Raw genomic sequence first — 26,235 nt, 5'->3', positions numbered from 1 at the left:
CTCAGCTCCACCCACTGTGAATCAATTCCCTTCCGCGATACCCGAGTAGTCGGGCCCGGGTTCGACAGAGTTCCCGCGACCTCGCGCCAGCCAGCCGTCGATCGACAGCCAGGTGCGCGGCCGCGCCAGCAGCCATACGGCCAGCAGCGCGAAACCGGAGTCGCGGAGGATTTCCTGGGGGTACGCGGTCTGCCCCGCCGCCACCTGGCCGCCGCCGCCGAAGCACCCGCAGTCGATGCTCAGCCCGCGCGCCCACGACTGGGCGATGCCGGCGATGAGCACCACGAGCAGCACCAGCGCGGCGCCGGCGACCCACCGGGTCGCCAGGCCTGCGAGCAGGAACAGCCCGAGCACGAGCTCGACGAGCGGCAGCGCGACCGCCACGACGTTCACGAGGGCGCCGGGCAGCACGTCGTACGCCTGGACGGCGATCAACGTCTGACCCGGATCGGCCAGCTTCACGGCACCGGAAACGAGCCAGACGGCCGCCAGCCCGAGCCGGGCGAGCGTGCCGACGGCGTCCAGCACGGGTTGGGACGGTCGCACCACACACTTAGGCTAACGGGACGACCTGAGAACTGCGTGAGGGCCCGACGGGGGCGGAGGGAGCGGCGGGATGCGGTGGCGCGTGCTGGTCTCTTCGGCGTTGCTGCTGGTCACGGTGGCCGCGTGCGGTCCCGCCCACGTTTCGCCGACCGACTCCGTGGTGGCCCGCGCCAGTGCCACGGATCACCTGACCATCGGTATCCGGTTCGACGCCCCGGGCCTGTCGGAGCACACCGTGGACGGCCGGTTCGTCGGTTTTGATGTCGACGTCGCAACTTTTGTGGCGGGTGAGCTCGGCGTCGACGCGAAGGACATCACGTGGCGCGAGACGACGTCGGCGACGCGGGAGACGGACCTCGCCTCCGGGACGGTCGACCTGGTCGTGGCGACCTATTCGATCACCGACAAGCGCAAGCAGCAGGTGTCGTTCGCCGGGCCGTACTTCACGACGGGGCAGGACCTGCTGGTCCGGCGCACGGCGGCCGACATCACCGGGCCGGAGACGCTCAACTCGCGCAAGCTCTGCTCGGTCACCGGCTCGACGCCCGCCCAGCAGGTCAAGGACAAGTTCGCCCAGGCCGTCCAGCTGGTCGAGTACCCGCGGTACCCGGACTGCGTGACGGCGTTGCTGGCCGGGCAGATCGACGCCGTGACGACCGACGGCGTGATCCTGGCAGGCTACGTCGCGCGGGACCCCGAGCTGCTGAAGGTCGTCGGGAAGCCGTTCTCGAAGGAGAACTACGGCGTCGGCCTGCGGAAGGGCGACACGCAGGGGGTGAGCAAGATCGACGACGCGATCGGCCGGATGGTCTCTTCGGGTGAATGGCTGCGCTCGCTCAACGCGAACATCGGCCCGTCCGGTTACCAGCTGCCCCCACCCCCTGAGGTCACCGAGAAGTGAAACTGCCCGACCTGCCCGTGCGGGCCGTGCTGCCCGACGTGCTCGCCGCGTTGGACGCGCACGGCACCGCGGTCCTCGTGGCGCCGCCCGGCACCGGCAAGACGACGCTGGTGCCGCTGGCCCTGATGTCCGGCGACGGCCGGGTCGTCGTCGCCGAGCCACGGCGGCTGGCCGCGCGGGCCGCGGCGGGGCGGATGGCGGCGATCCTGGGCGAGCCGGTCGGCGAGACCGTCGGGTACGCCGTGCGCGGCGACCGGAAGGTGTCCTCGCGCACGCGCGTCGAGGTCGTGACGTCGGGGCTGCTGGTGCGGCGGGTGCAGGGCGACCCCGAGCTGCCCGGGGTGGCGACGGTGCTGCTGGACGAGTGCCACGAGCGGCACCTGGACGCGGACCTGCTGCTCGCGCTGCTCCTGGACGTCCGCGCCGGCCTGCGCGACGACCTGCGGCTGCTGGCGACGTCGGCGACGGTGGCGTCCGGCCGGCTGGCCACGCTGCTCGGTGACGCGCCGGTGATCGAGGCGTCCGCGCGGACCTATCCGGTCACGACGTCCTACCTGCCGCCTGCGCGGAATGAGCGCGCCGAGCCCGCGGTGGCGCGCGCCGTGCGGACCGCACTGTCCGAAGGGGACGGTGACGTGCTGGCCTTCCTGCCGGGCGCGGGGGAGATCGCGCGGACCTCCGGGCTCCTGCGTCTGTCTGATGTGGACGTTCTCCCGCTGCACGGACGGCTTACGGCGGCGCAGCAGGACGACGCGCTGCGGCCGCGTGCGCGACGGCGCGTCGTGCTGGCGACGGCGGTGGCCGAGTCGAGCCTGACCGTGCCGGGGGTGCGCGCGGTCGTCGACTCGGGGCTGGCGCGGGTGCCGCGCGTCGACCACCGGCGCGGGCTGCCCGGCCTGGCCACGGTCCGGGTGTCGGCGGCGGTGGCCGCGCAACGGGCGGGGCGCGCCGGACGTGAGGCGCCGGGCCGGGTCTACCGCTGCTGGGCGGAGCACGAGCAGGCCACGCTGCCCGCGTACCCCGAGCCGGAGATCCGGACGGCGGAGCTGGCACGGCTGGCCCTGGAACTGGCGTGCTGGTCGACGCCGGACGGCAGCGGCCTGGCCTGGTGGGACCCGCCCGGCGAGGGCGCGCTGGCGGCGGGGCGCGCACTGCTGGCCACGCTCGGCGCGACGGCGCCGGACGGCACGGTGACCGCGCGCGGACGGCGGATGGCCGACCTCGGGCTGCACCCGCGGCTGGCCCGGGCGTTGCTGGACGGTGCGGAGGCCGTGGGTGCGCGCAACGCGGCGGAGGTCGTGGCGCTCCTCGACGCGGGCGGCAAACTGACGGACGTCGACGCGGAACTGCGGCGGCTGCGCGGCGCGAGCGACGACGCGGCACGGCGGTGGAAGCGCGAAGTCCAGCGGCTTTCGCGGCTGGTCACGGGAGACGGCAAGCCCGATCCGGCGTTGATCGTCGCCTTGGCGCACCCGGAACGGCTCGCGCGGCGACGTCCCGGCGGCGAACCCGTCTACCTCATGGCCGGCGGCACCGCGGCCGAGCTGCCGCCCGGCAGCGGCCTGGACTCCGCGTGGCTGGCCATCGCCGAAGCGACCCGGGACCCCGGCCGCGTGCACGGCACGATCCGGCTCGCCGCGGCCGCCGACGAACGCCTCGCCGTGCGCGCCGGCTCGGTGTCCGAAGTGGACGAAGTGACCTGGGCCGACGGCGACGTCGTCGCGCGGCACGTCCGGCGGCTCGGCGCCATCACCCTGGCGTCGCGGCCGTTGAAGAACCCGAACGTCCACGACGCCCTGGTGGCGGGCCTGCGGGCCGAAGGCCTCGGCCTGCTGAAGTGGACCGCCGACGGGACCCGGTTGCGCGAGCGGATGGCGTTCCTGCACCGGGTGCTCGGCGCGCCGTGGCCCGCGGTCGACGACGCCGCACTGCTGTCCGATGTGGACAGCTGGCTGGACCTCTCCTCGGCCCGCCGGCGCGCGGACCTCGCGAACGTCAACGCCGGTACCGCACTGAAGGCGCTGCTCCCCTGGCCCGCGGCGTCCAAAATGGACGAACTCGCCCCGGACCGGCTGGAAGTGCCGACGGGCTCGAACATCCGCGTCGACTACGGCGGTGACCAGCCGGTGCTGGCCGTCAAGCTGCAGGAGACGTTCGGCTGGACCGGCACCCCCACGCTCGCCGGCGTCCCGGTCGTCCTGCACCTGCTCTCCCCCGCCGGCCGCCCGGCGGCGATCACCGCGGACCTGGCGTCGTTCTGGACCAACGGCTACCCGGCGGTCCGCGCCGACCTGCGCGGCCGCTACCCGAAGCACCCGTGGCCCGAAGACCCGGCGACCGCCACTCCGACGCGGCACGTCACGCGTCGCCGCCCCTGACGAAAGTCGGGGCCGGTCCGCGACCGTCGTCCGATGTCCCGGCGCCGCGAAAACCCCAGACTGGGTTGATGATCACGCTCAGGGGACTCACCAAACGCTACGGGGAGAAGACCGTCGTCGACGCGCTCACCTGCGACGTCGCGGCCGGGCAGGTGACCGGGTTCCTCGGCCCGAACGGCGCCGGGAAGTCGACGACCATGCGGATGACCGTCGGGCTCGACCACCCGCAGGCCGGCGAAGTACGCGTCGGCGGGCGGCGGTACGCCGAACTGCGGCATCCGCTGCGCGAGGTCGGCGCGTTGCTCGACGCCAAAGCCCTGCATCCGGGCCGCAGCGCCGGAAAGCACCTTCTGGCGATGGCGCACAGCAACGGCATCCCGGCTTCGCGGGTCGAGGAGGTGCTCGCGACGGTCGGACTTTCGGACGTCGCGGGCAAGCGGGCCGGGCAGTTTTCGCTCGGCATGGGGCAGCGGCTGGGCATCGCGGGCGCGCTGCTCGGCGACCCCGGCGTGCTGCTGTTCGACGAACCGGTCAACGGCCTCGACCCGGACGGTGTCCGCTGGGTGCGGCAGTTGATGCGCTCCCTGGCGGCCGAGGGGCGCACGGTGTTCGTCTCGAGCCACCTGATGAGCGAGATGCAGCTGACCGCCGACCACCTCGTGGTGATCGGCAGGGGAAAGCTCCTCGCGGACGCGCCGGTCGCCGAGTTCATCGCGGGCAACTCGCGCACGACGGTCTCGGTGCGCGTCCCGGACGCCGCCGAGCGCGACGCGCTGTCCCTGCGCCTGCTGGCGGAGGGCGGCCGCACCGACGTCGGTGACCCGGCCGAGCTGGTGGTCGACGGCATCGGCGTCACCCGCGTCGGCGATCTGGTGCACGAGCTGGGGATCCGGGTGCACGGCCTCGCCGAACGGACAGCGTCGCTCGAACAGGCGTACATGGAACTGACGGCTTCTTCGGTGGAGTACGGGGTGTCGGCATGACGGCGGCGGTGCCTGTGGTGCCTGTGGTCTCTTCGGAGTGGACGAAGTTCTGGTCGGTCCGCGCGACGTGGTGGACGCTGATCGCCGGAGCCGCGCTGATGGCGTTCTACAGCGCGGTGTCGGCGATCTCCCAGCGCTTCGACAGCGAAGACCCGATGGGCGCGAACACGATCGCCCTCGGCGGCGGTTTCTACTTGACGCAGTTCGCGGTGATCGCGCTGGCCACGCTGTTCGTGACAAGCGAGTACGCGGGCGGCGGCATCCGGTCGACCCTGCTGTGGACGCCGGTGCGTTCACGGGTGGTCCTCGCGAAGGCGGCGGTGCTGCTGCCGGTGCTGTTCGTGTACGGCGTGGCGCTGTCGGTCTCGGGAATGGCCTTGGCGGGTGTGGTGAAGGACGGCCACGGCCTGCCGACGTCCGTCGCCGGCGCCCTCACAACAGCTTTCGGCATGGGCGGGTACTTCGCCTTGCTGGGGCTGCTGTGCACCGGAGTGGGCTGGGCGCTGCGAAGCGCGGCGGGGACGTTGGTGACGGTGATCGTGGTGCTGGTGCCGCTGCCGCTGATCGTCGCGTCGCTGGGCCTGCCGGGCTGGGTGCCGTACTTCCCGGGGATCGCCGGGGTGAACGCGATGGTCGAGCCGGGACAGCCGAACCCGATCACGCAGTCAGTGGCGCCGTACGCACCTTGGGTGGGGTTGCTGATCTGCGCGATCTGGACCGCGGTGGCGCTGGTCGCGGGCACTGCGGTGCTGCGCCGCCGGGACGCCTGAAGTCCGTGAATGTCACATTGAGGGACGCTGTGTCCCTCGATGTGACATTCACGGACTTGGGGAGATGCCCAGGCCCGCCAGCACTTCCCGGGCGCCGCGGGTCAGCGCGGCTCGGGAAGGGGGCGCGAGAGAGCCCGTGCCCGCGATCGCGTCGAAGATCGCGCCGTCCAGCCAGGCCACCAAGACCGACGCGTGCCGCTCCGGTTCAAGAGATCCCGCCGCCGCGAGGACCGCCGCGCACCGAGAGCGGATCAGCAAGCCGCCCTTGTCGTACGCCTCCCGCAACTCCGGCCGTCGGGTCGCCTCCAGGGCGAACTCGTACCGCGCCAGCATCCGCGTCCGCCCCGACGTGATCGCCGCATGGACGAAACCCGCGAGGAACTCCGCCAAGCGACCCGGTGGTGGCTCCAAGTCGACGTTGTCCAGCGTGACCATCCGCGCGATCGCCAGCTCCAGCAGCGCGCCCCGGGTTCGCGCGTAGTACGACGTCGACCCCGCGGGCAGCGACGCCGCCCGATCGACCGCGCGGTGGGTCAGGCCGCGCATGCCTTCCGCCGCGATCACCTCGATCGCCGCGTCACCGATTGCCGAAAGACGGTCCACAACGAGGACTCTACAGGTGTAGAGTCCTCTACAGATGTAGAGGAGGAGCTATGCGCGCGGTGGTGGTCGGCGGCGGTATCGGCGGGCTCGCGGCGGCGGTCGGGTTGCGGCGGGTCGGCTGGGACGTGACCGTCCTGGAGAAAGCACCCGAGATCACCGGCGCCGGCGCCGGGATCTCCCTCTGGCCGAACGCCCGGCGCTGCCTGGACGTCCTCGGCGTCGAGACTCCCCTCCAGGAACAGCGCGACGGCGGCTTGAGGGACAAACGCGGCCGACGGATCACCGGCTGGGACGCGGCCGCCTTCACAAGGAACCACGGGCTTCCCCTGGCCGCGGTCCACCGCCGGGACCTCGTCGACGCGCTCGCGCGAGCACTGCCCCGAGAGACGATAAAGACCGGTGCCGAAGTCACCGAAGTCCGCGACGACGGCTTCGTGCGCTACACCGGCGGAGAACTCCACGCCGACCTCGTCGTAGCCGCCGACGGGATCAACAGCCAGATCAGGAAGGGAGCACCACCGGTCTACAGCGGCAGTACGGCGTTTCGCGGCGTCGCCCACCGGCCCGGGACGCCTCTGAGCACGAGCTGGGACCGCGGCGCCGAGATCGGCGTCCTCCCGCTGGCCGGCGGGGACGTCTACTGGTGGATCTCCTACGTCGTCCGGGCCGGCGAACGGCCGGCCGACGTCAAGGCCTACCTGAAGCAGCACTTCGGCGACTGGCACGACCCGATCCCGGCGCTCATCGACGCGACGCCGGCCGCGGACATCCTCCACCACGACCTCTACCACCTCGGCACGCCGCTGCCCACCTACGTCCGGGGAAAGATCGCGCTCCTCGGCGACGCCGCCCACGCGATGCCGCCGTTCCTCGGCCAGGGCGGCTGCCAGGCCCTCGAAGACGCCGTCGTGCTCGCCCACGCCATGTCCACAGAGGACACCACGGAGAACGCACTCGGGAAATACGACCAAGAGAGACGAAAGCGCAGCCAGAAAGTCGCACGAGACTCCGTCCGAGCCGGGAAGATCGGCCCGCAGCTCACCAACCCCGTCGCCACCACCCTGCGCAAAGCGCTCCTGAGAATGACTCCCGCCCAAGCCACGGCCAGGATCGGCGCCGGGATCAGTGGCTGGCAGCCGCCGGATCTCCCCCGACCAGACCGGCCTCGTACGCCGTGATCGCCGCCTGCACCCGGTTCTTCGCGCCGAGCCGGGTCAGGATCGTGCTGACGTGCGCTTTCACCGTGCCCTCCACGACGAAGATCTTCGCCGCGATGTCCGCGTTGGACAGTCCGGACCCCAGCAACGTCAGCACTTCCCGCTCCCGGTTGGTCAGCGACGCGATCCGCGCGCGGGCCGCCGACGCGCGGGCGAGCCGGCCGCCGGACAGCCGGGCGATCACCCGCTGCGCCACCTTCGGCGAGAGGAACGCGGCCCCGTCCGCGACGGCGTGGATGCCCGCCAGCAGCTCCCGCGGGTCGCCCGACTTGAGCAGGAACCCGCCCGCGCCCAGGCCGAGCGCGCGTTCGATGTAGTCGTCCTCCCCGAACGTCGTCAGCATGATGACGCCGGTCGCCGGCAGCAGCCGCCGGATCTCGGCGGCCGCGCCCAGGCCGTCCAGCACCGGCATCCGGATGTCGAGCAGCACGACGTCCGGGTGCGTGGCCAGCACCTGGTCGACCGCCGCGCGGCCGTCGGCGGCTTCGGCGACGACCTCGATGCCGCCGTCCGCGGCCAGGATCGCCGCCACCCCCGCCCGCATCAACGCTTCGTCGTCGGCCAGCACGACCCTGATCACGAATCCCCCTCGGCGAAGTTGTCCTTCGAAACCAGCTTCCCGTCGGCGAAACACAGCCGATAGGCGGCGTAGTCGTTGTCCATGAACGATCTTCCGGTGCCGTAGTACTCGCACGCGGCCCCGGGCACCGGCGGGAGCGGCGGCTCGCCGCGCGTCGGCCGGGCGCTGCGCTGGTTGCCCGGCAGCAGCGGCGTGACCTCGGCGCGCGGCTGCCCGAGCCGCAGCCGGTCGTAGACCGGGCCGGGTAGCTCCGAGGAGTTCCACAGGTACAGGAACGCGATCCCGGCGACCCCGAGGAGCACCGCGAACAGCCCGAGCGGGACGACGACGGCCTGGATCAGGCTGCGCCGGACGTCGCGCCGGGCCAGCTCCAGCGCCCGCGCGGACGTCGACTGCCCGACGGCGTCGTCGGCGGCCTCGCGCAGCTCCGCGGTCTCCTCGACCGGCGCGGCGTCGTGCGGCAGTGTCGCGGTGACGGCGAAGCCGCCGTCCCGGGGGCCGGCCTGCAGCGTGCCGCCGACCAGCCGGACGCGCTCGCGCAGCCCGATCAGCCCGCGGTGCCCGGACGTGGCGCCCGGCAGCGGTCCGGCGGGCGGCGGCGCGTTGACGACGCCGACGTCGGTCCGCGCACCGGAACTGGTCACCCGGACCGTCACGGCCGCGCCCGGCGCGTGCTTCGCGACGTTCGTCAGCGCTTCCTGGACGACCCGGTGGGCCGCGAGGGCGACCATCGGGGGCGCCTGCGAGCTGTCCACTGTGGAGTCAATGAGCAGCCCGGACGCCCGCGCCCGCGCGATCAGCTCGCCGAGGTCGCCCTGCACCGGTTCGACGGGCGCGGCGTCCTCGCGCAGCACGCCGATGATCTCGCGCAGCCGTTCGGTGGCGGCCGCGGCGCTGGTCCGCAGCTGGGCGGCCGCGCCGCGCTGGTCGTCGCCGAGCCCGCCGGCGACTTCGAGGGCCGCCGCGCGGACGGCGATCAGGCTCAGCTCGTGGCCCAGCGAATCGTGCATGTCGCTGGCGATCCGCGCGCGCTCGCGCAGCCGGGCCTGGTCGGCGATCAGCCGCTGCCGGCTCTCCATCTCCTCGGCGCGGCGCCAGCCGGTGCGGGCGAGCTCACCGCGCAGCCGGACGTAGCGGCCCAGCAGCCACGGCGACAGCCCGGCGAACACCAGCATCACGGCGAGCTCGGCCCAGTCGCCGAGCGCGTTGTCGCCGAACAGCGAGAGCGGCCCGCCGAGCACCGCGACCGCGCCGCCGAGCAGCAGTCCCGGTCGCGCCCGTGGCATCCGCAGGCCGGCCTGGTAACACATCGCGACCAGCACGAAGATCACCCAGACGGGCACCTGGTTGCCGTACGGGAACGGCACGACCAGCGCGCCCGCCAGCGCGATGCCGAGCGAAACGACCGGGTGGCGCCGGGCGGTGACGACCGAGCCGAGGACGACGGCGAAGCCGCCGGCCATCTCCCAGTACGCCCGGGTGCCCACCGTGTCCGAGACGACGATGAACGCCAGGAACAGCGCGAGGACGACGTCGAACACCGCCCGCCACCTGCGCTTCGTCGCCTCCCGCACGGAACCGACGCTACAAGCGGGCCGGCGCGCGGACCACTGCCGAAAGTCAACCTTTCAGCGCGTCCAGGAAAGCCAGGGTCTGCGGCCAGGAGAGCGCGAACGCGTCGGCGTTGACCGCGGTGCCGTGCCGCGAGGAGTCGCTGAAGCCGTGCTCGGCGCCCGGGAAGTGCTGGGTGAACGTCGCGCCCGTCGCGCGGGACTGCAGCGCGGCCTGGAGCCGGTCGAACGTCTCGTGCGAGACGACCGTGTCGGCCTCCGGGTAGGCGACGAGCACCGGCGCGGTGATCCCTGTCGACAAAGCGACCGTGTCGAGGGCGTGGTTCGGCGGCAGCGGGTCGCGGACCGTCGGGTGGTAGGCGACGACACCGGAAAGGCGCTGGTCACGGGCGGCGAGCAGGAGCGCGAACCGGCCGCCGAGGCACCAGCCGATGACCCCCGCCGACGTGCAGCCGAGGTCGCCGAGCAGGTGGTCGAGCAACGCCGTCTGCTCGGCGAGCGCGACGTCGTCGGACAGCTCGCCGAGCTTCGCGCCGAGGTCCTCGCGGGAGGTGTTGTCGGTGCTCGCGCCGTGGAAGACGTCCCAGGTCAACGCCGTGATCCCGCGGCCGGCGAGCTCGTCGGCCCAGGCGCGGACCTGCTCGCCGATGCCGGTGATCATCGGCAGCAGCAGCATCCCGGACCCGGAGCCACCGGCCGGGCGGGCCAGGTACGCGGAGAGGTCGCCGACACGGGTGGTGGACGTCTCGATGCTCATATCCGCACGGTAGCGCCCCGGGTGATGCATCATGATCCACCATGGCCGAGCGCACCCTCGCCGATCAGTTGGGCGGCGACCTCCCCGAAGGCATCGAGGCCCTCGAAGAGCACGAGCGGCAGGACCTCTCCGACGCGCTGCGCGACGCGCGCAGACGCCAGGCGAAGGCGTTGGCCGAAGCGGGCGAAGAGGGCCTCCGCTACGTCCCGGCGTTGCTGCGGGGCGCGGTCCGGAAGGCAGTCGGACTGTGAATGACAAAGCGGCGACAGACAACTACGAGGCCGAAGCCGAGATCCTCAAGCTGGCCCGCGTCCTCGGCGTCGAGCCGGAGCGGCTCGAGTACCTGGCCCGCGTCGACGCCGGTGACCTGCGGGCGTTCCGCGAGAGCGTCACCGACACGCTGTTCGACGCGAACCTCGCCGTGCTGCAGCGGATGGCGCTCGCCGCGCGGATCGTGCCCGGCGCGGTGCTGGCGAAGATCGCCGAAAAGGTGTTCGGCCCATTGCTGTGTGCCCGGATCGCCGGCGTGGTCGACGTCTCCCGCGGCGTCGACGTCGCGAAGCGCCTGAGCCCCCGGTTCCTGTCGGAGGTCGCGGCCGACCTCGACCCGCGCCGCGCGAGCGCGATCATCTCGCGCATCCCCCTCGACACCGTGCTCGCGGTCGCGGCCGAACTGGCCGGCCGCGCGGACTGGATCACGCTCGGCCGGTTCGTCGGGCACCTCCCCGACCCGACGGTGCGGCGCTGCCTCGAGGAGATCGACGACCCCGGCCTGCTGCGGATCGCGTTCGTCCTCGACGACAAGAACCGCATCGACCACGTCGTCGGCCTGCTCCCGGCCCACCGCCTCGGCCGCCTCATCACCGCGGCCGGCGCCGACGAAGACCTCTGGACCCCGGCGCTGGACATGCTGAACCACCTGAGCGCCGAGCGCCGGAACACTCTGGCTCCGATGCTCGGCGGGCTCCCGGACGACCTCCGGGAACGCGCTCAGGCGACGATCAAGTAGATCCCGTACCCGACGATCGCCAGGCAGACGGCGAAGCAGAGGATCGCGCCGGCCAGCGGGCCGGTGCCCGAGCCGCCCGCCTCACGAGCGGTCTCGCGCTGCGAGAGCCCCACCACTCCGAAGGAGAAGAGGCTCGTCAGCACGACGACCGAGGCGAGGGCGACGACGAAGACGAGACCGAGGGAACCCCAATCGATGTTCACGGCGCTCCTCAGACGTTGGCCGGCTGCGGGGCCGGCTCGGGCTCGGTGATGGTGTTCGCGCTGATCGGGTTCCGCCGCGACGCGAGGTAGATGCCGGCCGCGATGACGACGCCGGCGAGGCCGATCAGGACCGTGCCCCAGGTGCCGAGCGTCGAGACCTCGGCGGCGATCGCGCCGACGATCGCGGCCGCGGGCAGCGTCAGCGCCCAGGCGAGCACCATCTTGCCCGCGACACCCCAGCGGACCTCGGCGAGCCGGCGGCCGAGGCCGGAGCCGATGATGCCGCCCGAGCAGACGTGCGTGGTGGACAGCGCGAAGCCGAGGTGCGCCGAGGTGAGGATGACGGCCGCGGCGCTCGTCTCGGCCGCGAAGCCTTGCGGCGTCTGGATTTCGGTGAGCTTCTTGCCCATCGTCTGGATGATCCGCCAGCCGCCGAGGTAGGTGCCGAGCGCGATCGCGGTGCCGGCGGTCAGGATCACCCAGATCGGCGGGTTCGAGCCCGGCGCGAGCGAGCCGGACGCGATCAGCGTGAGGGTGATGACGCCCATCGTCTTCTGCGCGTCGTTCGTGCCGTGCGCCAGCGAAACCAGCGACGCCGAGGCGATCTGGCCGGCCTTGAAGGTGCGGCCCACGGTGTCCTTCTTCGCCCGGTTGGTGATCCGGTAGACGAGGAAGGTGCCCAGCGTCGCGACGAGCCCGGCGACGATCGGCGAGGCGAGCGCCGGGATGAGGACCTTCTCGACGACCTTGCCGAAGTGGACGGCGTCCGAGCCCGAGGCGATCCAGGTGGCGCCGATCAGCCCGCCGAACAGCGCGTGCGACGAGCTCGACGGCAGCCCGATCAGCCAGGTCACCAGGTTCCACACGATGGCCCCGACCAGGCCGGCGAAGATGATCACCGGCGTCACCTTCGTGTCGTCGACGATCCCGCCGGAGATCGTCTTCGCGACCTCCACCGAGAGGAAGGCGCCGACGAGGTTCAGCACCGCGGACACCCCGACCGCGACCCGCGGCTTGAGGGCACCGGTGGCGATGGACGTGGCCATCGCGTTGGCCGTGTCGTGGAAGCCGTTGGTGAAGTCGAAGGCCAGCGCCGCGACGATCACCACCAGCACGATCAGCGAGAAGTCCATGCGGGGCTCATTTCCGTCGCCGGAGGCTGTTCGTCGAAAACGCTACTGATCGACCGACCGGAACCCGATCCCTGACGTGTGACGGCTCCCTGAACTCTCCATGAACCCGGCTGCGCTTACCGGGAGGAACCGCGCATTTCCGGCAGGTAGGGCCAGCCCGACCACGAAGACGGTGGTCCGGCCCAGTGTGTTCCGCCGCCGCCCCTGCGAACGTCGGGTCATGAGCAGACTGGGGCCGGGCTGGCCGATCGTCGCGACAGCGGCGTCGGGCGTGTTGTTCTTCTTCGGGACGGGCTTGGACCCGGTCCCCGAGCTGGCGTGGTGGGCACCACTGCCGATCCTGCTGCTCGCGCCGCGGGTGTCCGGAGTGACGGCGCTGCTCTGCGCGTTCGTCGCGTACGCCGCGGGCAGCACCGGCACGTGGAGCTACTTCTGGCATTCGCTGGCGGTCCCGCGGCCGGCCGCGATCGCGATCCTCGGCGGCAGCGCGGTGCTGTTCGCCCTGGCCGTCGGCCTGTTCCGGCTGCTGGTGCGACGTCGGCACGAGGTGCTGGCCGTGCTCGCCGCGGCCGGGCTGTGGACCGTCGCGCTCTACGCGGTCTCCCTGCTGAACCCGACCGGCCTGATGGGGACGCTGATGACGACCCAGGCCGACCGGCCGGTGGTCCTGCAGCTCGCCTCGGTGACCGGCGGCTGGGGCGTCGAGTTCCTGGTGCTGGCCGTCCCGGCCGCGGTGGCCGCGATCTGCGCGCCCGGTGTCAGGGGCCGCTCCCGGCTGGTCTCGGTGGTGGCGGTCGCCGCCGCGCTGACCGGGCTGTTCTTCTGGAGCACCGCGCGTCTCAGCAGCCCCGCGGGGACCACGACGAAGGTCGCGCTGGTCGTCCCCGCGAACGCGGGCTGGGCCACGGACGTCGCGACGCCGCAGGGCGCCACCCTCCTGCAGTCCTATGTGGACCAGATCGGCGCGCTGCCGGACGACGTCCGCGTCGCGGTCCTCCCCGAAGCCGCTTTCGCCGTGGACGACACTTCGCGGGCCGGGTTCGTCGAGCAGCTCCGGCGCACCGGCGTCGAGGTCGTCACCGGCGTCTACGACACCACGCCGCAGGGCCGGTTCAACGCGGCGCTCGACGTGCCGCCGTCCGGGCCGACGGCCGAATTCCGCAAGTGGCACAACGGGCATTCGAAGAACATCGCCGACGGCACGGACCTCGCGTACCTCGCGGGCCCGGCGAAGATCGGCCTGCTGGTCTGCATGGACGTCAACTTCGCGAACCCCAGCGGCGGCTACGGCGAGGCCGGCACCGGCTTGGTCCTGATCCCGGCGTCCGACGAGGACGTCGACGGCTGGGAACACAGCCGCACAGCGCTGATCCGCGGCGTCGAGAACGGGTTCTCGGTGGCGTGGAGCGCCACCCGCGGCACGCCGATGCTGTCCGACGCGCACGGCCGCGTCCTCGCCGACACCCACACGGGCGCGCAGCCGTTCTCGGTGGTGACCGCCGACGTCCCGCTCGGCAGCGGCGGCACGCCGTACGCCCGCTTCGGCGACTGGTTCGCGTGGCTGTGCGGGCTCCTCGCCCTGGCCGGCATCGCGGCCGCGGCGAGCCGGGAGCGCGTCGACGCCTAGTCCGCGGCGCGGGCCACCACGGCCGCGCCGAGCAGCGTGACGTCCGCCGTCGACGTCGGGTCCAGGCCGGTCAGCGCCTGGACCCGGCGCAGCCGGTAGTCGACGGTGTTCGGGTGGACGTGCAGCTGGGCCGCGGTGGTCCGGCGGTCGCCGAGGCGCAGGTACGCCCGCAGCGTGTCGAGGAGATCCGCCTTGTCCGCCAACGGTTCCAGCATCTCGGCGAGCCGGTCGCGGGCCTCGCTCGGGCAGGACAGCTGGTACTCCAGCACGACGTCGTCCAGCCGGTAGACGCCCGGCGGGCGGCCGAAGGTCCGGGCCACCGCCAGGATCCGGCGGGCACAGGGTGCGGCCGCGGCGACGCCGTCGGGGTCGGTGACGACCACGCCGGCCGTCACGTCGACCGCCGCCGCGCGGGCCATCTCCCGGACCGCGCCGTCCAGCCACGGCAGGTCGCGCTCGGGCAGCAGCGCCAGCCCGCCGTCCGTGGTCAACGACGTCAGCATCGGCTCGCGGACCTGCCGCTCCAGCTCGGCGCGCAGCCGCCGCAGCTTCCGGCGGGCCGCGACCAGCGGGTCGACGTCCGCCGACGTCTCGTCCGGGTGCGCGCCGAACCCGAACGCCACGACCAGGTACGACGTCGGCAGCCGCAGCCCGGCCTGGTCGGCCGCGGCCTGCGCGGGCTCGCCGCCGAGCAACGCGGCCAGCAGGCTCTGCCGGGCCGAATGCTCGTCGCCGGAGATGGACTGCTGCTGCGCGAGGTAGCCCGCCGCGACGGCCGGGGTGATCAGCTCGAGGTAGCGCAGCAGGAGCGCGTTGACGGCCATGACGTCGGCGAGGTCGCCGGGCCGGGCGTCGGCGGTCATCGTGTCCCAGGCGACCTGGATGCCGACGTGGTAGGCGGTCAGCACCACCTCGATCGGGATGCCCTCCTCCGCGCGCCGGGCCGCCGACTCACGCAGGAACGCCACCTCGGCCGCCGTCGGCAGCGTCTTCGACCGGAGCACCGCGACGAACGACCGCAGGTTCTGCTCGATCACGCGGCTGATGTCGCCGGCCAGCTCCTCGCCGGGCATCAGCCGGTACGCCGTGAGCCGCGCGACCAGCTCCTCGATCACCGCCCGGGTCAGCGCCGGCAGCGCACCGGTCAGCCGGTCGGCCAGTGCCTGCCCGCCGATCCGAAAGGCTTTGTCATCTTTCACAACAGCCTCCGGTCGAGTCTGAGCGTCATCCCATGTCGCGAACCGCGGGTTGTGCCACATCATGACACTCGTCACTACTGACGGGTAACTGGAGGCAACGGAAATGCGGGTCACCAACGGCGGTGTCAAGCGAATCCTGACCGCGCTCGTCGCGGCGGTCACTCTCGGCCTCGCGGCTCCGGCGGTCGCCGAAGCGGCGCCGAGCAGCGGCTGGAACGACTGGTCGTGCCAACCCTCGGCCCAGCATCCCCAGCCCGTCGTGCTGGTGCACGGCCTCGGCGCGAACGACACCGTCAACTGGTTCTTCCACGCGCCGAAGATCGCCGCGCAGGGCTACTGCGTCTACTCGCTGACCTACGGCACCGGCGTGCTCGGCCCGCTCGTCGGCGGTCTCGCGTCCATGCGGGACAGCGCCGCCGAGCTGGGCCGGTTCGTCGACCGCGTCCGGAGCACGACCGGCGCGGCGAAGGTCGACATCGTCGGGCACTCCGAGGGCAGCACAATGCCCGCGTATTACCTCAAGTTCGGCGGTGGCGCGGCGAAGGTCGCGCACTTCGTCGGCTTCGGCGCGAACTACCGCGGCACCACGCTCGGCGGCCTCGACGCGCTCGCCAAGGCCCTGCTGACCTCGGTGCCCGGGCTCGACGGAATCCTCCGGACGGCGTGCGGCTCGTGCAAGGAATACCTGGCACCGTCGGCGTTCCTGGACGACCTCGCCCGGGGCGGTGTGCACGTCGCCGGGCCGACGTACACGAGCATCGTGAGCCGCTACGACGAGGTCGTCACCCCCTACACCAGCGGGATCCTCAACGAGCCGGGCGCGACGGACATCGTGCTGCAGGACTTCTGCCGCTCCGACGTCTCCGGCCACCTCGGCCAGGCCGTCGACCCGAACGTCACCGGCCTGATCCTGCACGCGCTGGACTCCCGCTACCAGCCGCGCTGCACGCCGTTCATCCTGCCGCTGTAGCCGGTCGTGAGTGTTTAGGGCGGTTAGAACCGCCCTAAACACTCACGAGGCGTCAGACCGGGAGCGGGTTCTGGCCCATGAACCGCCGGCCGTTCGCCGCGGACTCCCGGACGGCCGCGAAGCCGTAGTCCACCATCGCGGCCTCGTAGGCCGCGACGGCGTCGAGCAGTGGGGTCCCCGCCAACGCGGACGCCAACGCCGCACCATCGCGCAACGCGGTATTGGCGCCCGCGCCGGCGGCGGGGCTCATCGCGTGGATCGCGTCGCCGATCAGCGTCACCCGCGACGGTGACCACGGCCCGATCGGCACGCTCGTACGGATCGGCTGCGGGAACGTCGCGGTGTCGTCCCAGTGCTCGACCATCGCGCGGGCCCGCGGCGCGAAATCCTTCACCAGCCCCGAAGCCAGCTCCTGCAGCTCGGCCGGCGGCATCGCGGCCAGTTCGGCATCGCTCAGCCCGACAACCTCGCGACGGGCGCCGACCGCGCACGTCATGTACGGCTCGTGGTCCCGCAGTTCGAGCCCCGGCACCAGCCGCGCGGCCGCCTCGGCGACGGGCTCCGGGTAGTCGACCGGCGCGAACCCGACCATCGTCCGATCGGGCGCGACGGCCATCGAGAACACCGCGAACATCTCCGGGTCGAACAGCGCGCGGGTGGGCGCGGTGAGTGGAATCCGGCCGTACAGCTGGAGAAGCCCGGTGTCGACGACTTCGGCGTGCGGCAAGTACTGGCGCCGCACCGGCGAGTTGACGCCGTCCGCGCCGACCAGCAGCTCGCCACGCGCGGACGTGCCGTCCGCGAAGTGCGTGGTCACGCCGCCGGCGTCGGCCGTGTAGTGCGTGAACCGCTTGTCGTAGCGCACATCCAGGCCGTGCAGCAGGATCTGGCGCACGGTGAAGCGGTTGATGTTGAGGTGGGGCCCGGTCTCGTCGAGGATCAGCTCATCGACGCGGCGCAGCTGCTCGTCGTAGATCTGCGTGGCGGGCAACGCCCGGCCGGCGGTCGCCCGGAAGAGTTGGTGCAGCTCAGGTGGCAGGACTTCACGCAACGCCGAGTCGCCGACGTGGTCGATGTGCAGCCGGTACCCCTGCACCCGCGCGCCGGGCGCGGCGTCTCGTTCGTAGACCCGGCAAGGGATTCCGGCGCGACGCAGTCCTTGGGCGAGGCTCAGGCCGCCCATCCCGGCGCCGATGATGATGACAGACACACTTGTCCCTTCGTCGCTGGCGATGAAGGGACGCACGGGTGAGCGCTGGAACGGGTGCCCGGACTAACCCATACCGGACCGTGCGTTCGCGCGTCCTCTGCGATCCACGTTAGCGCACGAGATCTCCGGCGCGCCACACCACTTTCGTGAGCGGCACTCCGGGGCGGTAGGCCAAATGTGTGACGGACGGCGCGTCGAGCACGTGGACGTCGGCCCGCGCGCCGGGCCGCAGCACGCCGACGTCGTCGCGGCGCAACGCCCGCGCGCCGCCCGCCGTCGCGGCCCAGACGGCCTCTTCGATCGTCATGCGCATCTGCAGCACCGCCGTCGCGACGCAGAAGGCCATCGACGTGGTGTACGAGCTGCCCGGGTTGGCGTTGCTGGCCAGCGCGACCGTCGCGCCCGCGTCGAGCAGCCGCCGCGCCGGAGCGAGCGGCTGCCGGGTCGAGAGGTCGCACGCGGGCAGCAGTGTCGCCACGGTTTCGGACGCGGCCAGCGCCTCGACGTCCGCGTCGCTCAGGTACGTGCAGTGGTCGACGCTCGCCGCGCCCAGCTCGACGGCCAGCCGGACGCCAGGGCCTTCGCCGAGCTGGTTGCCGTGCACCCGCAGCCCCAGTCCGCGTTCCGCGGCGGCCTTGAGCACCCGCGCCGACTGGGCCTCGTCGAAAGCACCCGTCTCGCAGAAAACATCCACCCAGCGCACGCTTTCCGCGACGGCGTCGAGCATCTCGCCGCAGACGAGGTCCACATAGGACTCGGCGTCGGCGCCCGGCGGGACCAGGTGCGCGCCGAGGAAGGTCACCTCGTCGGCGACCTCCCCGGCGATCCGGGCGCTGCGCGCCTCGTCCGCGACGGTCAGCCCGTAGCCGGTCTTGGTCTCCAGGCAGGTCGTCCCCTGCCGGGCCGCTTCGTCGACGTGCTGGCGCAGGTTCGCGGCCAGCTGCTCGTCGGTCGCCTCGCGCGTCGCACCGACGGTGATCGCGATTCCGCCTGCGGTGTAGGGTTTTCCGGCCATCCGCGCCTCGAACTCGGCGGTGCGGTCCCCGGCGAAGACGAGGTGCGTGTGGCTGTCGACCCAGCCCGGCAGCACCGCGCGGCCTTCGACGTCGACGTGCTCGTCGGCGTCCGGCGCCTGCGCGCTCGGGCCCACCCACGCCACCTTCGTACCCTCGAGCACGAGAGCCGCGTCGGTCAGGCGGCCCAGCTCGGGGTCGTTGGTCGTCAGCTCGCCGATCCCCGTGATCACGACAGCCACAGTGCCTCGATCTCCTTCGCCAGAACGGTTTCCGGTCGTTCGACCAGCTGATGCGTCCCGCCGCGGACGACGTCGCGGCCCGCGACGACGACGTGCCGGACGTCGGCCCCGGACGCGGCGAACACCACTCCGGACGGCTCGATCCCGGCCGTCCGCACGGAGTCCAGCCCGACCGTCACGAAGTCCGCGCCGGCGCCTTCCTCGATGCGCCCGGCCTCCGGCCACCCGACGGCGGTGTGGTCGGTGCCCGCGGCCAGGAGTTCCTCGGCGGTGAACCGGCCGCGTTCCTCACTGGCCAGCCGGTCGTCGAGTTCGAGCGCGCGGGTTTCCTCGAAGGCGTCGACGACGGCGTTGCTGTCGCTGCCGACGCCGAGCCGCACACCCGCGTCCCGCAGTGCGCGGGCCGGGCCGATGCCGTCGCCGAGGTCGCGTTCGGTGGTCGGGCAGAAACACGCCCCGGCGCGGGCGGCGCCGAGCCGGTGGATGTCCGACGTCGTCAGGTGCGTGGCGTGCACGGCGACCAGGCGATCGGTCAGCACGCCGTGGTCGTCGAGGAGTTCCGCCGGCGTGCGACCGTAGGCGGCCAGGCACTGCTCGTTCTCGGCGCGCTGCTCGGAGAGGTGGATGTGGACCACGCGCGCACTGTCCACAAGCGACAGCTGATCGGCCGGGACCGCACGCACCGAATGGATCGCGGCGCCGACGCGGAACAGCTCGTCTTCTTTCAGCGAGGCGACCCGCGAAGCCCACTGTGAAGCCGAGCCGTCGGAGAACCGCCGTTGCACCTCGTCGGGTTCGACGCCGATGCCTCCGGCGAGGTAACACGTGTCGAGCAGGGTCAGCCGGATCCCGGCGTCGCGCGCGGCTTCCCGCAGCGCCTCCCCCATCGCGTTCGGGTCGGCGTACGGCTTGCCGCCGGGTGCGTGGTGCAGGTAGTGGAACTCGCCGACGCTCGTGTACCCGCCCAGGACCATCTCGGCGTAGACACCGCGGGCCAGCCGGTAGTACGAGTCCGGATCGAGCCGCGACGCAAGCGCGTACATCCGCTCACGCCACGTCCAGAAGGTGCCGCGCTCGTGGTGCGTCCGGCCGCGCAACGCCCGGTGGAACGCGTGCGAGTGGCCATTCGCGAACCCGGGCAGCGTGAGTCCATTCAGGACGGTTCCGACACGGGGCGAGTCCGACGTGACGCCGGTGATCCGCCCATCGGCGACGTCGATCCGCACCCCGCGCGCGATCCCGCCGGGCAGCCACGCCTGCTCGCACCAGTAGGTCATCGCGTCAGCTGCTCCAGCGCGGTGGCGAGCGCCTGGGCCCCGGCCTCGACGTCGGCGGCCTCGGCGAACTCCTCCGGCGAGTGGCTGATGCCGGTCGGGTTGCGCACGTACAGCATCCCGGCCGGGACGAACCCGGCGAGGATGGCCGCGTCGTGGCCGGCGCCGGTCGGCAGTTCCGGCACGCCGCCGAGCCAGCCGCCGAGGTTCCGGCGCAACGCGTCGTCGAACACGACGTCACCGGAGTACGACTCGCGCGTCACCCTGACCTGGCAGCCCTCTTCCGCCGCCGCGGCCGACGCCGCGCGGCTGATCTCGGCGACCAGCCCCGGCGTGCCCTCGCCGGGCACCCGCGCGTCGAGCCACAGGTCCACTGTGGACGCGATGACGTTGGTGCCACCGGGGGTCGGGACCAAGCGGCCGACGGTCGCGCGCGCGTCCGGCACGCCCGAGGCGAGCCGGCGGACGGCGGTGACCGTCGCGGCGGCGGGCAGCATCGGGTCGGCACGGTCGGCCAGCAGCGTCGCGCCGGCGTGGTTTCCCTGTCCCTCGAAGGAGAACCGCCACCGGCCGTGCGCGATCACGGTGCTGCCGACGGCCACCGGCGCGCCCAGGTCGATCAGCCCGCGGCCCTGCTCGACGTGCAGTTCGAGGAACCGGCCGATCCGGTCGAGCCGCTCTTCGTCCGGCCCCATCCGCGCCGGGTCGATCCCGGCCTTCTTGGCCGCTTCGGCGAACGTGACGCCGTCGGCGTCGCGCAGGCCACGCGCCTTGTCGGCGTCGATGGTGCCGGTGAGCAGCCGCGAGCCGAGGCACGGGACGCCGAACCGGCCGCCCTCTTCTTCGGCGAACACGACGACGGCGAGCGGCTTGCGCGGCCGGAACCCCTGGGCCCGCAGGGTTTCCACGGCGGAGAGAGCGCTCGCGACCCCGAGCGGGCCGTCGAACGCACCGCCGCCGGGCACCGAGTCGAGGTGGCTGCCGGTGACGACGGCGTTGCGCCCCGGCGGTCCCCACCAGGCCCAGATGTTGCCGTTGCGGTCGGTCTCGACGTCCAGCTCGAGCCCGAGCGCACGGTCGACGAACCATTCACGCAGGTCGTGCTCGGGCGCGTCGAAGGCGTGGCGGGAGTACCCGCCGCGCTTCGGGTCGCGCCCGACGTCGGCGATTTGTTCCAGATAACCAGCTGTGTTCATGCCACCTCCGCGGGAAAGAGTACGTCGGCGGTGGTCACGCATCCTCCTGCATCGGCACCCGCACGCCCCGCTCGTCGGCGACGTCGGCCGCGCGATCGTAACCGGCGTCGACGTGCCGGATGACGCCCATTCCCGGGTCGTTGGTGAGCACGCGCTCCAGCTTCTGCGCGGCCAGGGCCGTCCCGTCGGCCACGCTGACCTGCCCGGCGTGGATCGAGCGGCCCATGCCGACGCCGCCGCCGTGGTGGATCGACACCCAGCTGGCGCCGGACGACGTGTTGACCAGCGCGTTCAGCAGCGGCCAGTCGGCGATCGCGTCGGAGCCGTCGGCCATGCCCTCGGTCTCGCGGTACGGCGAGGCGACGCTGCCGGAGTCGAGGTGATCGCGGCCGATGACGACCGGCGCCTTGAGCTCGCCGCTGGCGACCATCTCGTTGAACCGCAGGCCGGCCAGGTGCCGCTCGCCGTACCCGAGCCAGCAGATCCGTGCCGGCAGGCCCTGGAACGCGACGCGCTCGCCGGCCAGCTTGATCCAGCGCGCGAGGGATTCGTTCTCCGGGAACAGTTCCAGCATCGCGCGGTCGGTCGCCGCGATGTCCTCGGGGTCACCGGACAGGGCCGCCCAGCGGAACGGGCCGTTGCCTTCGCAGAACAGCGGGCGGATGTAGGCGGGCACGAACCCGGGGAAGTCGAACGCACGCTCGCAGCCGCCGAGCTTCGCCTCACCGCGCAGCGAGTTGCCGTAGTCAAAGACCTCCACACCCTTGTCGAGGAAGCCCAGCATGGCCTCGACGTGCTCGGCCATCGACTCGCGCGCGCGGTCGGTGAACTCGTCGGGCTTCTTGGCCGCGTAGTCGTGCCAGTCGGCGACGTCGACACCCTTGGGCAGGTACGACAGCGGGTCGTGCGCGGACGTCTGGTCGGTGACGATGTCGACCTCGACGCCCCGGCGGAGCAGCTCCGGCAGCACCTCGGCGGCGTTGCCGACGACACCCACCGACAGCGCGCGCTTCTCCTGCTTCGCCTTGGTGACGCGGGAAATCGCGTCGTCGAGGTCGTCGGCGACCTCGTCCAGGTAGCGCGTCTCGACGCGGCGGTGCGCGCGCTGCGGGTCGCACTCGATGACCAGCGCGACACCGTCGTTCATGGTGACGGCAAGGGGCTGCGCGCCGCCCATGCCACCGAGGCCGGCGGTCACCGTCAAAGTTCCGCGCAGCGACCCGCCGAACTTCTTCTTCGCGACCGCGGCGAACGTCTCGTAGGTGCCCTGGAGGATGCCCTGGGTGCCGATGTAGATCCACGAACCGGCCGTCATCTGGCCGTACATCGTGAGGCCCTGCTGCTCGAGGCGGCGGAACTCGGGCCAGGTGGCCCAGTCGCCGACCAGGTTCGAGTTCGCGATGAGCACGCGCGGCGCCCACTCGTGGGTGCGGAACACCCCGACCGGCTTGCCGGACTGCACGAGCAGCGTCTCGTCGACGTCCAAAGTGGTCAGTTCGCGGGTGATCGCGTCGAAGCTGGCCCAGTTGCGGGCGGCCTTGCCGGTGCCGCCGTAGACGACCAGGTCCTCCGGCCGCTCGGCGACGTCGGGGTCGAGATTGTTGTGGAACATCCGCAGCGCGGCTTCGGTCTGCCACGACTTCGCGGTCAGCTGGGTGCCGCGGGCGGCACGGACGACACGGGACATGCTCAGACCTCCAGGTAAGCGGTCGTGAGTGTTTAGGGCGGTTAGAACCGCCCTAAACACTCACGAGAGCGGCGGCGTCGAGGACGGCGCCGGAGCGGACGAGTTCTTCGGCGGCCGCGATCTCGGGCGCCAGGTGCCGGTCGGGGCCGGGGCCCTCGACCTTGGTGCGGAGCAGGTCCCGGACGCGGCCGGTGACCGGTGACGGCTCGAGCGGCGCCCGGAAGTCGAGCGCCCGGGCCGCCGTCAGCAGCTCGATGGCGAGCACGGTCGTCAGGCCGTCGACGGCCTTGCGCAGCTTCCGCGCGGCCGACCAGCCCATGGAGACGTGGTCCTCCTGCATGGCGCTGCTCGGGATGGAGTCCACGGACGCCGGCACGGCGAGCCGCTTCAGCTCACTGACGATGGCGGCCTGCGTGTACTGGGCGATCATGTGGCCGGAGTCGACGCCGGGGTCGTAGGCGAGGAACGGCGGCAGGCCGTGCGAGCGGGCCTTGTCGAGCATCCGGTCGGTGCGGCGCTCGGCGATGCTGGCCAGGTCGGCGATCGGGATGGCCAGGAAGTCCAGCACGTACGCGACGGGCGCGCCGTGGAAGTTGCCGTTGGACTCGACCCGGCCGTCGGCCAGCACGACGGGATTGTCCACCGCGGACGCGAGTTCGCGCTCGGCGACGAGTTCGGCGTGCGCGAGGCTGTCGCGCGCGGCGCCGTGGACCTGCGGGGCGCAGCGCAGCGAATACGCGTCCTGGACGCGGTTGCAGTCCGGGCCGCGGTGGCTCTCGACGATCTTCGAGCCCTGCAGCGCGTCCCACATCCGCGCGGCGCTGAGGGCCTGACCGGGGTGCGGCCGCAGCGACTGCAGGTCGGCGGCGAACGCGCGGTCGGTGCCCAGCAGCGCCTCGACGCTCATCGCGGCGGTGAGGTCCGCGATGTCGAAGAGCCGGTGCAGGTCGGCGGCGGCGAGCAGCAGCATGCCGAGCATGCCGTCGGTGCCGTTGGTGAGGGCGAGGCCCTCCTTCTCGGCGAGCACGACCGGCTCGATCCCGGCGTGCTTCAGCGCTTCTCCTGCGCTCATGACCTCGCCGCGGTATTCGACGTCGCCCTCCCCCATCAGCGCGAGCGCGACGGCGGCCAGGGGTGCGAGGTCGCCGGAGCAACCGAGGGACCCGTACTCGTGGACGATCGGCGTGATCCCGGCGTTGAGCAGGGCCGCAAGCGTTTGCGCGGTGCCCGGGCGGACGCCGGTGTAGCCGCTGGCGAGGGTCCGCAGCCGCAGCAGCATCAGCCCGCGGACGACCTCGGTCTCGACGGCGGGCCCGGCGCCGGCGGCGTGCGAGCGGATCAGGCTGCGCTGCAGCGCGGTCCGGCTCTCGACGGGGATGTGGCGGGTGGCCAGCGCGCCGAATCCGGTCGAGACGCCGTACGTCGGTGAGACGGCGTGGGCGAGGTCTTCGATGTGCTGGCGGGTCGCGGCGAGGTTCTTCTCGGCCGCGTCCGTGAGCCCGACGGGCGCGTGGCCGCGGACGACGTCGACGACCTGGGCGGCGGTCATGGGTTCCGCACCCAGGAGCACTTTTTCCGGCATGGGCCCATTGGACACGGCGCTTCCCGCTGGTGGGATGCCCCACCGAGTGGTTCCGTCTGGGATACCAGACATTAGGCTGGGGTCATGGGCGAGAGCAGCGAGGTCCCGGCGCTGCGCCGCGGGCTGGCGGTGCTGCGGCTGCTGGCGACGCGCCCAGGCCCGGTCACGGCGTCGGCGATCGCCCGCGAAGCCGGCCTCCCCCGCTCGACGACGTACCACCTGCTCAGCGAGCTCGAAGCCGCCGGTTTTGTCGTGCACCTACCCGCGGAACGCCGCTACGGCCTGGGCATCGCGGCGTTCGAGCTGGGCTCGGCGTACCTGCGCCACGACCCCCTGGAGCGGCTGGCCGGCCCGTTGCTGCGCAAGCTCGTCGACCGCGCCGGCCACACGGCCCACCTCGGCGTCCTGCACGGCAACGAGTCGCTGTACCTGATCAAGGAGCGCCCGGCCCGCCCGGAAACGCTGGTGACGGAGGTCGGCGTCCGGCTCCCGGCCCAGCTGACAGCGTCCGGCCGCGCGATCCTCCGGCACCTGCCCGCCCCGCACGTCCGGGCGCTGTTCCCGTCGGCTTCGACGTTCGTCCGCCGCACCGGTCGCGGCCCGAGCACCCTGGCCGAGCTGCGCCGCACGCTCACCGCGGAACGCCGGCTGGGCTGGTCGATCGAAGACGGCCACGTCACGGACGGTTTCGCCTCGGTGGCCTGCCCGGTCTTCGACCACGGCGCCCGCCCGCTGGCCGCGATCAGCGTGACCTTGCGCCACCACTGCACGTCAGAGCCGTGCGAAGAGACGTGGCCGGCGCTGGCGGCGGAGGTAGCGGCCACGGCAGCCGAACTGACCACCCGCATCGGCGGCCACCCGGGTTAGCCATCGAGCGCTCCGGCCGCGTCCCGGATGCCGGCGCCCATCGCCAGCATCAGCTCCGGAGCCCGGACTGCTCGCGCGTCGTTGGCCAGCCTACCCAGCACGTCGTCGTCCTCGACGATCCGGAGCAGCACCTGCACTCCTTCGTCGTCGAGCAGCCCGGGCAACTGCGAGCCCAGGAGCCAGGCGCCCGCGAGCTCGTGATCGAAACCGAATCGGCCGAGCAGGTCCACGTACTCGTCGTACAGAAGATCGAAGTACGTCCCTGATGAGTACCAGGAGATCATCGTGGCGAGGTCGATCGCGTCGCGAGTGGTGAGAACCCGGCGATCCCACCAGGTCAGCAGCTTGAGCAAGGCCAGCGCGGGCACAGCGGGAACCCGGACGGTGAGCCCGCTGGGCAGGAGAACGGACTCAGCTGACGCCACCGCCTAGCGCATGCCGCGGACGTTCATCCGATGGTCGTCGGGCCAGAGGATGGTGCGGTCCGGTTGTTCGATGCCGCCGTAGGGCAGCACGTCGACTTCGATCCCGTCGACGAGGAACGAATGCTCACTGCGGCCGTGCTTTTCGAGCTTGCCGGCGAGCCGTCGGAAATCGTCCCAGCTGCTGACCTCGGCAGCGATGTCGACGTCCCGGGTGGCCCGCTCGGTGACCGTCCGATCAATCCCAGCGACAGGATCGTGCGCGCCGTCGCGCCGACCACCAGGTAGTCCACTC

The 26,235-nt window shown here is 72.4% G+C and carries 26 protein-coding genes; 11 read left to right on the top strand and 15 right to left on the bottom strand.

The features are described from left to right. Positions 1–21: 21 nt before the first annotated feature. Complete coding sequence (locus OHS18_RS37350; protein WP_328459067.1) at positions 22–528, bottom strand: MauE/DoxX family redox-associated membrane protein; 507 nt, start codon at positions 526–528, stop codon at positions 22–24. An 88-nt stretch (positions 529–616) separates the two neighbouring features. Here OHS18_RS37350 and OHS18_RS37345 point away from each other — a divergent pair, with 88 nt between their 5' ends. The 4 genes from OHS18_RS37345 to OHS18_RS37330 all read left to right on the top strand — a co-directional run bounded on the left by OHS18_RS37345 (position 617) and on the right by OHS18_RS37330 (position 5,578). Continuing rightward, entirely contained in the window at positions 617–1,447 is an 831-nt protein-coding gene (locus OHS18_RS37345) for a glutamate ABC transporter substrate-binding protein (protein ID WP_328444512.1), read from the top strand. After that, positions 1,444–3,825: an ATP-dependent helicase HrpB gene (gene hrpB / locus OHS18_RS37340; RefSeq protein WP_328613927.1), complete on the top strand. Its 2,382-nt coding sequence runs from the start codon at positions 1,444–1,446 to the stop codon at positions 3,823–3,825. The genes OHS18_RS37345 and hrpB overlap by 4 nt, the downstream gene beginning before the upstream one ends. A gap of 68 nt (positions 3,826–3,893) precedes the next feature. Continuing rightward, positions 3,894–4,808 (top strand): ATP-binding cassette domain-containing protein, encoded by a 915-nt coding sequence (locus OHS18_RS37335; protein ID WP_328613926.1) that lies wholly within the window; start codon positions 3,894–3,896, stop codon positions 4,806–4,808. After that, complete coding sequence (locus tag OHS18_RS37330) at positions 4,805–5,578, top strand: ABC transporter permease (RefSeq protein WP_328613925.1); 774 nt, start codon at positions 4,805–4,807, stop codon at positions 5,576–5,578. The genes OHS18_RS37335 and OHS18_RS37330 overlap by 4 nt, the downstream gene beginning before the upstream one ends. Positions 5,579–5,626: 48 nt before the next feature. Here the strand turns inward: OHS18_RS37330 and OHS18_RS37325 are convergent, their stop codons facing one another. Then, on the bottom strand, positions 5,627–6,124 hold the full coding sequence (locus tag OHS18_RS37325) for a TetR/AcrR family transcriptional regulator (RefSeq protein ID WP_442874508.1): 498 nt from the start codon (positions 6,122–6,124) through the stop codon (positions 5,627–5,629). 107 nt (positions 6,125–6,231) lie between these two features. Here OHS18_RS37325 and OHS18_RS37320 point away from each other — a divergent pair, with 107 nt between their 5' ends. Then, positions 6,232–7,359, top strand: coding sequence for an FAD-dependent monooxygenase (locus OHS18_RS37320; RefSeq protein ID WP_328613923.1), 1,128 nt, complete (start codon positions 6,232–6,234; stop codon positions 7,357–7,359). On the opposite strand, the gene OHS18_RS37315 is transcribed toward OHS18_RS37320, so the two are convergent. The 3 genes from OHS18_RS37315 to OHS18_RS37305 are packed head-to-tail and all read right to left on the bottom strand — an operon-like array spanning position 7,304 to position 10,306. Then, entirely contained in the window at positions 7,304–7,978 is a 675-nt protein-coding gene (locus OHS18_RS37315; protein WP_328613922.1) for a response regulator transcription factor, read from the bottom strand. The genes OHS18_RS37320 and OHS18_RS37315 overlap by 56 nt on opposite strands. Continuing rightward, the gene (locus OHS18_RS37310) at positions 7,975–9,552 is read right to left on the bottom strand and encodes a sensor histidine kinase (protein ID WP_328613921.1); all 1,578 of its coding nucleotides are present in this window, start codon (positions 9,550–9,552) and stop codon (positions 7,975–7,977) included. Before OHS18_RS37310 ends, OHS18_RS37315 begins: the two co-directional genes overlap by 4 nt. A gap of 46 nt (positions 9,553–9,598) precedes the next feature. Continuing rightward, complete coding sequence (locus tag OHS18_RS37305) at positions 9,599–10,306, bottom strand: dienelactone hydrolase family protein (RefSeq protein ID WP_328613920.1); 708 nt, start codon at positions 10,304–10,306, stop codon at positions 9,599–9,601. Positions 10,307–10,347: 41 nt separating this feature from the next. Between OHS18_RS37305 and OHS18_RS37300 the strand changes: the two genes are divergently transcribed. Both OHS18_RS37300 and OHS18_RS37295 read left to right on the top strand, forming a co-directional pair. Beyond that, entirely contained in the window at positions 10,348–10,557 is a 210-nt protein-coding gene (locus OHS18_RS37300; protein WP_328444530.1) for a hypothetical protein, read from the top strand. Further along, positions 10,554–11,315, top strand: coding sequence for a hypothetical protein (locus tag OHS18_RS37295; protein WP_328613919.1), 762 nt, complete (start codon positions 10,554–10,556; stop codon positions 11,313–11,315). Before OHS18_RS37300 ends, OHS18_RS37295 begins: the two co-directional genes overlap by 4 nt. Here OHS18_RS37295 and OHS18_RS37290 read toward each other — a convergent pair. Both OHS18_RS37290 and OHS18_RS37285 read right to left on the bottom strand, forming a co-directional pair. Further along, positions 11,297–11,518 carry a hypothetical protein gene (locus OHS18_RS37290; protein WP_328444534.1) on the bottom strand — a complete coding sequence of 74 codons (222 nt, stop codon included), beginning with the start codon at positions 11,516–11,518 and terminating at the stop codon, positions 11,297–11,299. The two genes, OHS18_RS37295 and OHS18_RS37290, sit on opposite strands and share 19 nt — an antisense overlap. Positions 11,519–11,526: 8 nt before the next feature. Further along, positions 11,527–12,651 (bottom strand): inorganic phosphate transporter, encoded by a 1,125-nt coding sequence (locus OHS18_RS37285; protein ID WP_328613918.1) that lies wholly within the window; start codon positions 12,649–12,651, stop codon positions 11,527–11,529. A gap of 220 nt (positions 12,652–12,871) precedes the next feature. Here OHS18_RS37285 and OHS18_RS37280 point away from each other — a divergent pair, with 220 nt between their 5' ends. Beyond that, positions 12,872–14,278, top strand: coding sequence for a nitrilase-related carbon-nitrogen hydrolase (locus OHS18_RS37280; RefSeq protein ID WP_328613917.1), 1,407 nt, complete (start codon positions 12,872–12,874; stop codon positions 14,276–14,278). Here the strand turns inward: OHS18_RS37280 and OHS18_RS37275 are convergent. Continuing rightward, positions 14,275–15,477 carry a PucR family transcriptional regulator gene (locus tag OHS18_RS37275; protein WP_328613916.1) on the bottom strand — a complete coding sequence of 401 codons (1,203 nt, stop codon included), beginning with the start codon at positions 15,475–15,477 and terminating at the stop codon, positions 14,275–14,277. The genes OHS18_RS37280 and OHS18_RS37275 overlap by 4 nt on opposite strands. A gap of 103 nt (positions 15,478–15,580) precedes the next feature. Between OHS18_RS37275 and OHS18_RS37270 the strand changes: the two genes are divergently transcribed. Further along, entirely contained in the window at positions 15,581–16,447 is an 867-nt protein-coding gene (locus tag OHS18_RS37270) for a lipase (RefSeq protein ID WP_328613915.1), read from the top strand. A 52-nt stretch (positions 16,448–16,499) separates the two neighbouring features. Here the strand turns inward: OHS18_RS37270 and OHS18_RS37265 are convergent, their stop codons facing one another. The 6 genes from OHS18_RS37265 to hutH all read right to left on the bottom strand — a co-directional run bounded on the left by OHS18_RS37265 (position 16,500) and on the right by hutH (position 24,651). Further along, the gene (locus tag OHS18_RS37265) at positions 16,500–17,657 is read right to left on the bottom strand and encodes an FAD-dependent oxidoreductase (protein ID WP_328613914.1); all 1,158 of its coding nucleotides are present in this window, start codon (positions 17,655–17,657) and stop codon (positions 16,500–16,502) included. A 109-nt stretch (positions 17,658–17,766) separates the two neighbouring features. Continuing rightward, complete coding sequence (gene hutI / locus OHS18_RS37260; RefSeq protein ID WP_328613913.1) at positions 17,767–18,912, bottom strand: imidazolonepropionase; 1,146 nt, start codon at positions 18,910–18,912, stop codon at positions 17,767–17,769. Beyond that, a complete protein-coding gene (locus OHS18_RS37255; protein ID WP_328613912.1) occupies positions 18,900–20,189 on the bottom strand; it encodes a formimidoylglutamate deiminase in 1,290 nt (429 codons plus the stop codon). The genes hutI and OHS18_RS37255 overlap by 13 nt, the downstream gene beginning before the upstream one ends. Then, positions 20,186–21,382 carry an allantoate amidohydrolase gene (locus OHS18_RS37250; RefSeq protein ID WP_328613911.1) on the bottom strand — a complete coding sequence of 399 codons (1,197 nt, stop codon included), beginning with the start codon at positions 21,380–21,382 and terminating at the stop codon, positions 20,186–20,188. Before OHS18_RS37250 ends, OHS18_RS37255 begins: the two co-directional genes overlap by 4 nt. 34 nt (positions 21,383–21,416) lie before the next feature. Further along, positions 21,417–23,075: a urocanate hydratase gene (gene hutU, locus OHS18_RS37245; RefSeq protein ID WP_442875438.1), complete on the bottom strand. Its 1,659-nt coding sequence runs from the start codon at positions 23,073–23,075 to the stop codon at positions 21,417–21,419. A 46-nt stretch (positions 23,076–23,121) separates the two neighbouring features. Further along, positions 23,122–24,651 carry a histidine ammonia-lyase gene (gene hutH / locus OHS18_RS37240; protein ID WP_328444553.1) on the bottom strand — a complete coding sequence of 510 codons (1,530 nt, stop codon included), beginning with the start codon at positions 24,649–24,651 and terminating at the stop codon, positions 23,122–23,124. Positions 24,652–24,735: 84 nt separating this feature from the next. Here hutH and OHS18_RS37235 point away from each other — a divergent pair, with 84 nt between their 5' ends. Next, positions 24,736–25,518: an IclR family transcriptional regulator gene (locus OHS18_RS37235; RefSeq protein ID WP_328613909.1), complete on the top strand. Its 783-nt coding sequence runs from the start codon at positions 24,736–24,738 to the stop codon at positions 25,516–25,518. On the opposite strand, the gene OHS18_RS37230 is transcribed toward OHS18_RS37235, so the two are convergent. After that, complete coding sequence (locus OHS18_RS37230) at positions 25,515–25,943, bottom strand: hypothetical protein (RefSeq protein ID WP_328444557.1); 429 nt, start codon at positions 25,941–25,943, stop codon at positions 25,515–25,517. The two genes, OHS18_RS37235 and OHS18_RS37230, sit on opposite strands and share 4 nt — an antisense overlap. 30 nt (positions 25,944–25,973) lie before the next feature. Here OHS18_RS37230 and OHS18_RS37225 point away from each other — a divergent pair, with 30 nt between their 5' ends. After that, on the top strand, positions 25,974–26,228 hold the full coding sequence (locus tag OHS18_RS37225; RefSeq protein ID WP_328444559.1) for a hypothetical protein: 255 nt from the start codon (positions 25,974–25,976) through the stop codon (positions 26,226–26,228). Positions 26,229–26,235: the final 7 nt, after the last annotated feature.

It is taken from the genome of Amycolatopsis sp. NBC_00355, from assembly GCF_036104975.1.
Classification (GTDB): domain Bacteria; phylum Actinomycetota; class Actinomycetes; order Mycobacteriales; family Pseudonocardiaceae; genus Amycolatopsis.
Note: the sequence above shows the minus strand (reverse complement) of the source record. Positions and strands in the feature narration are given on the sequence as shown.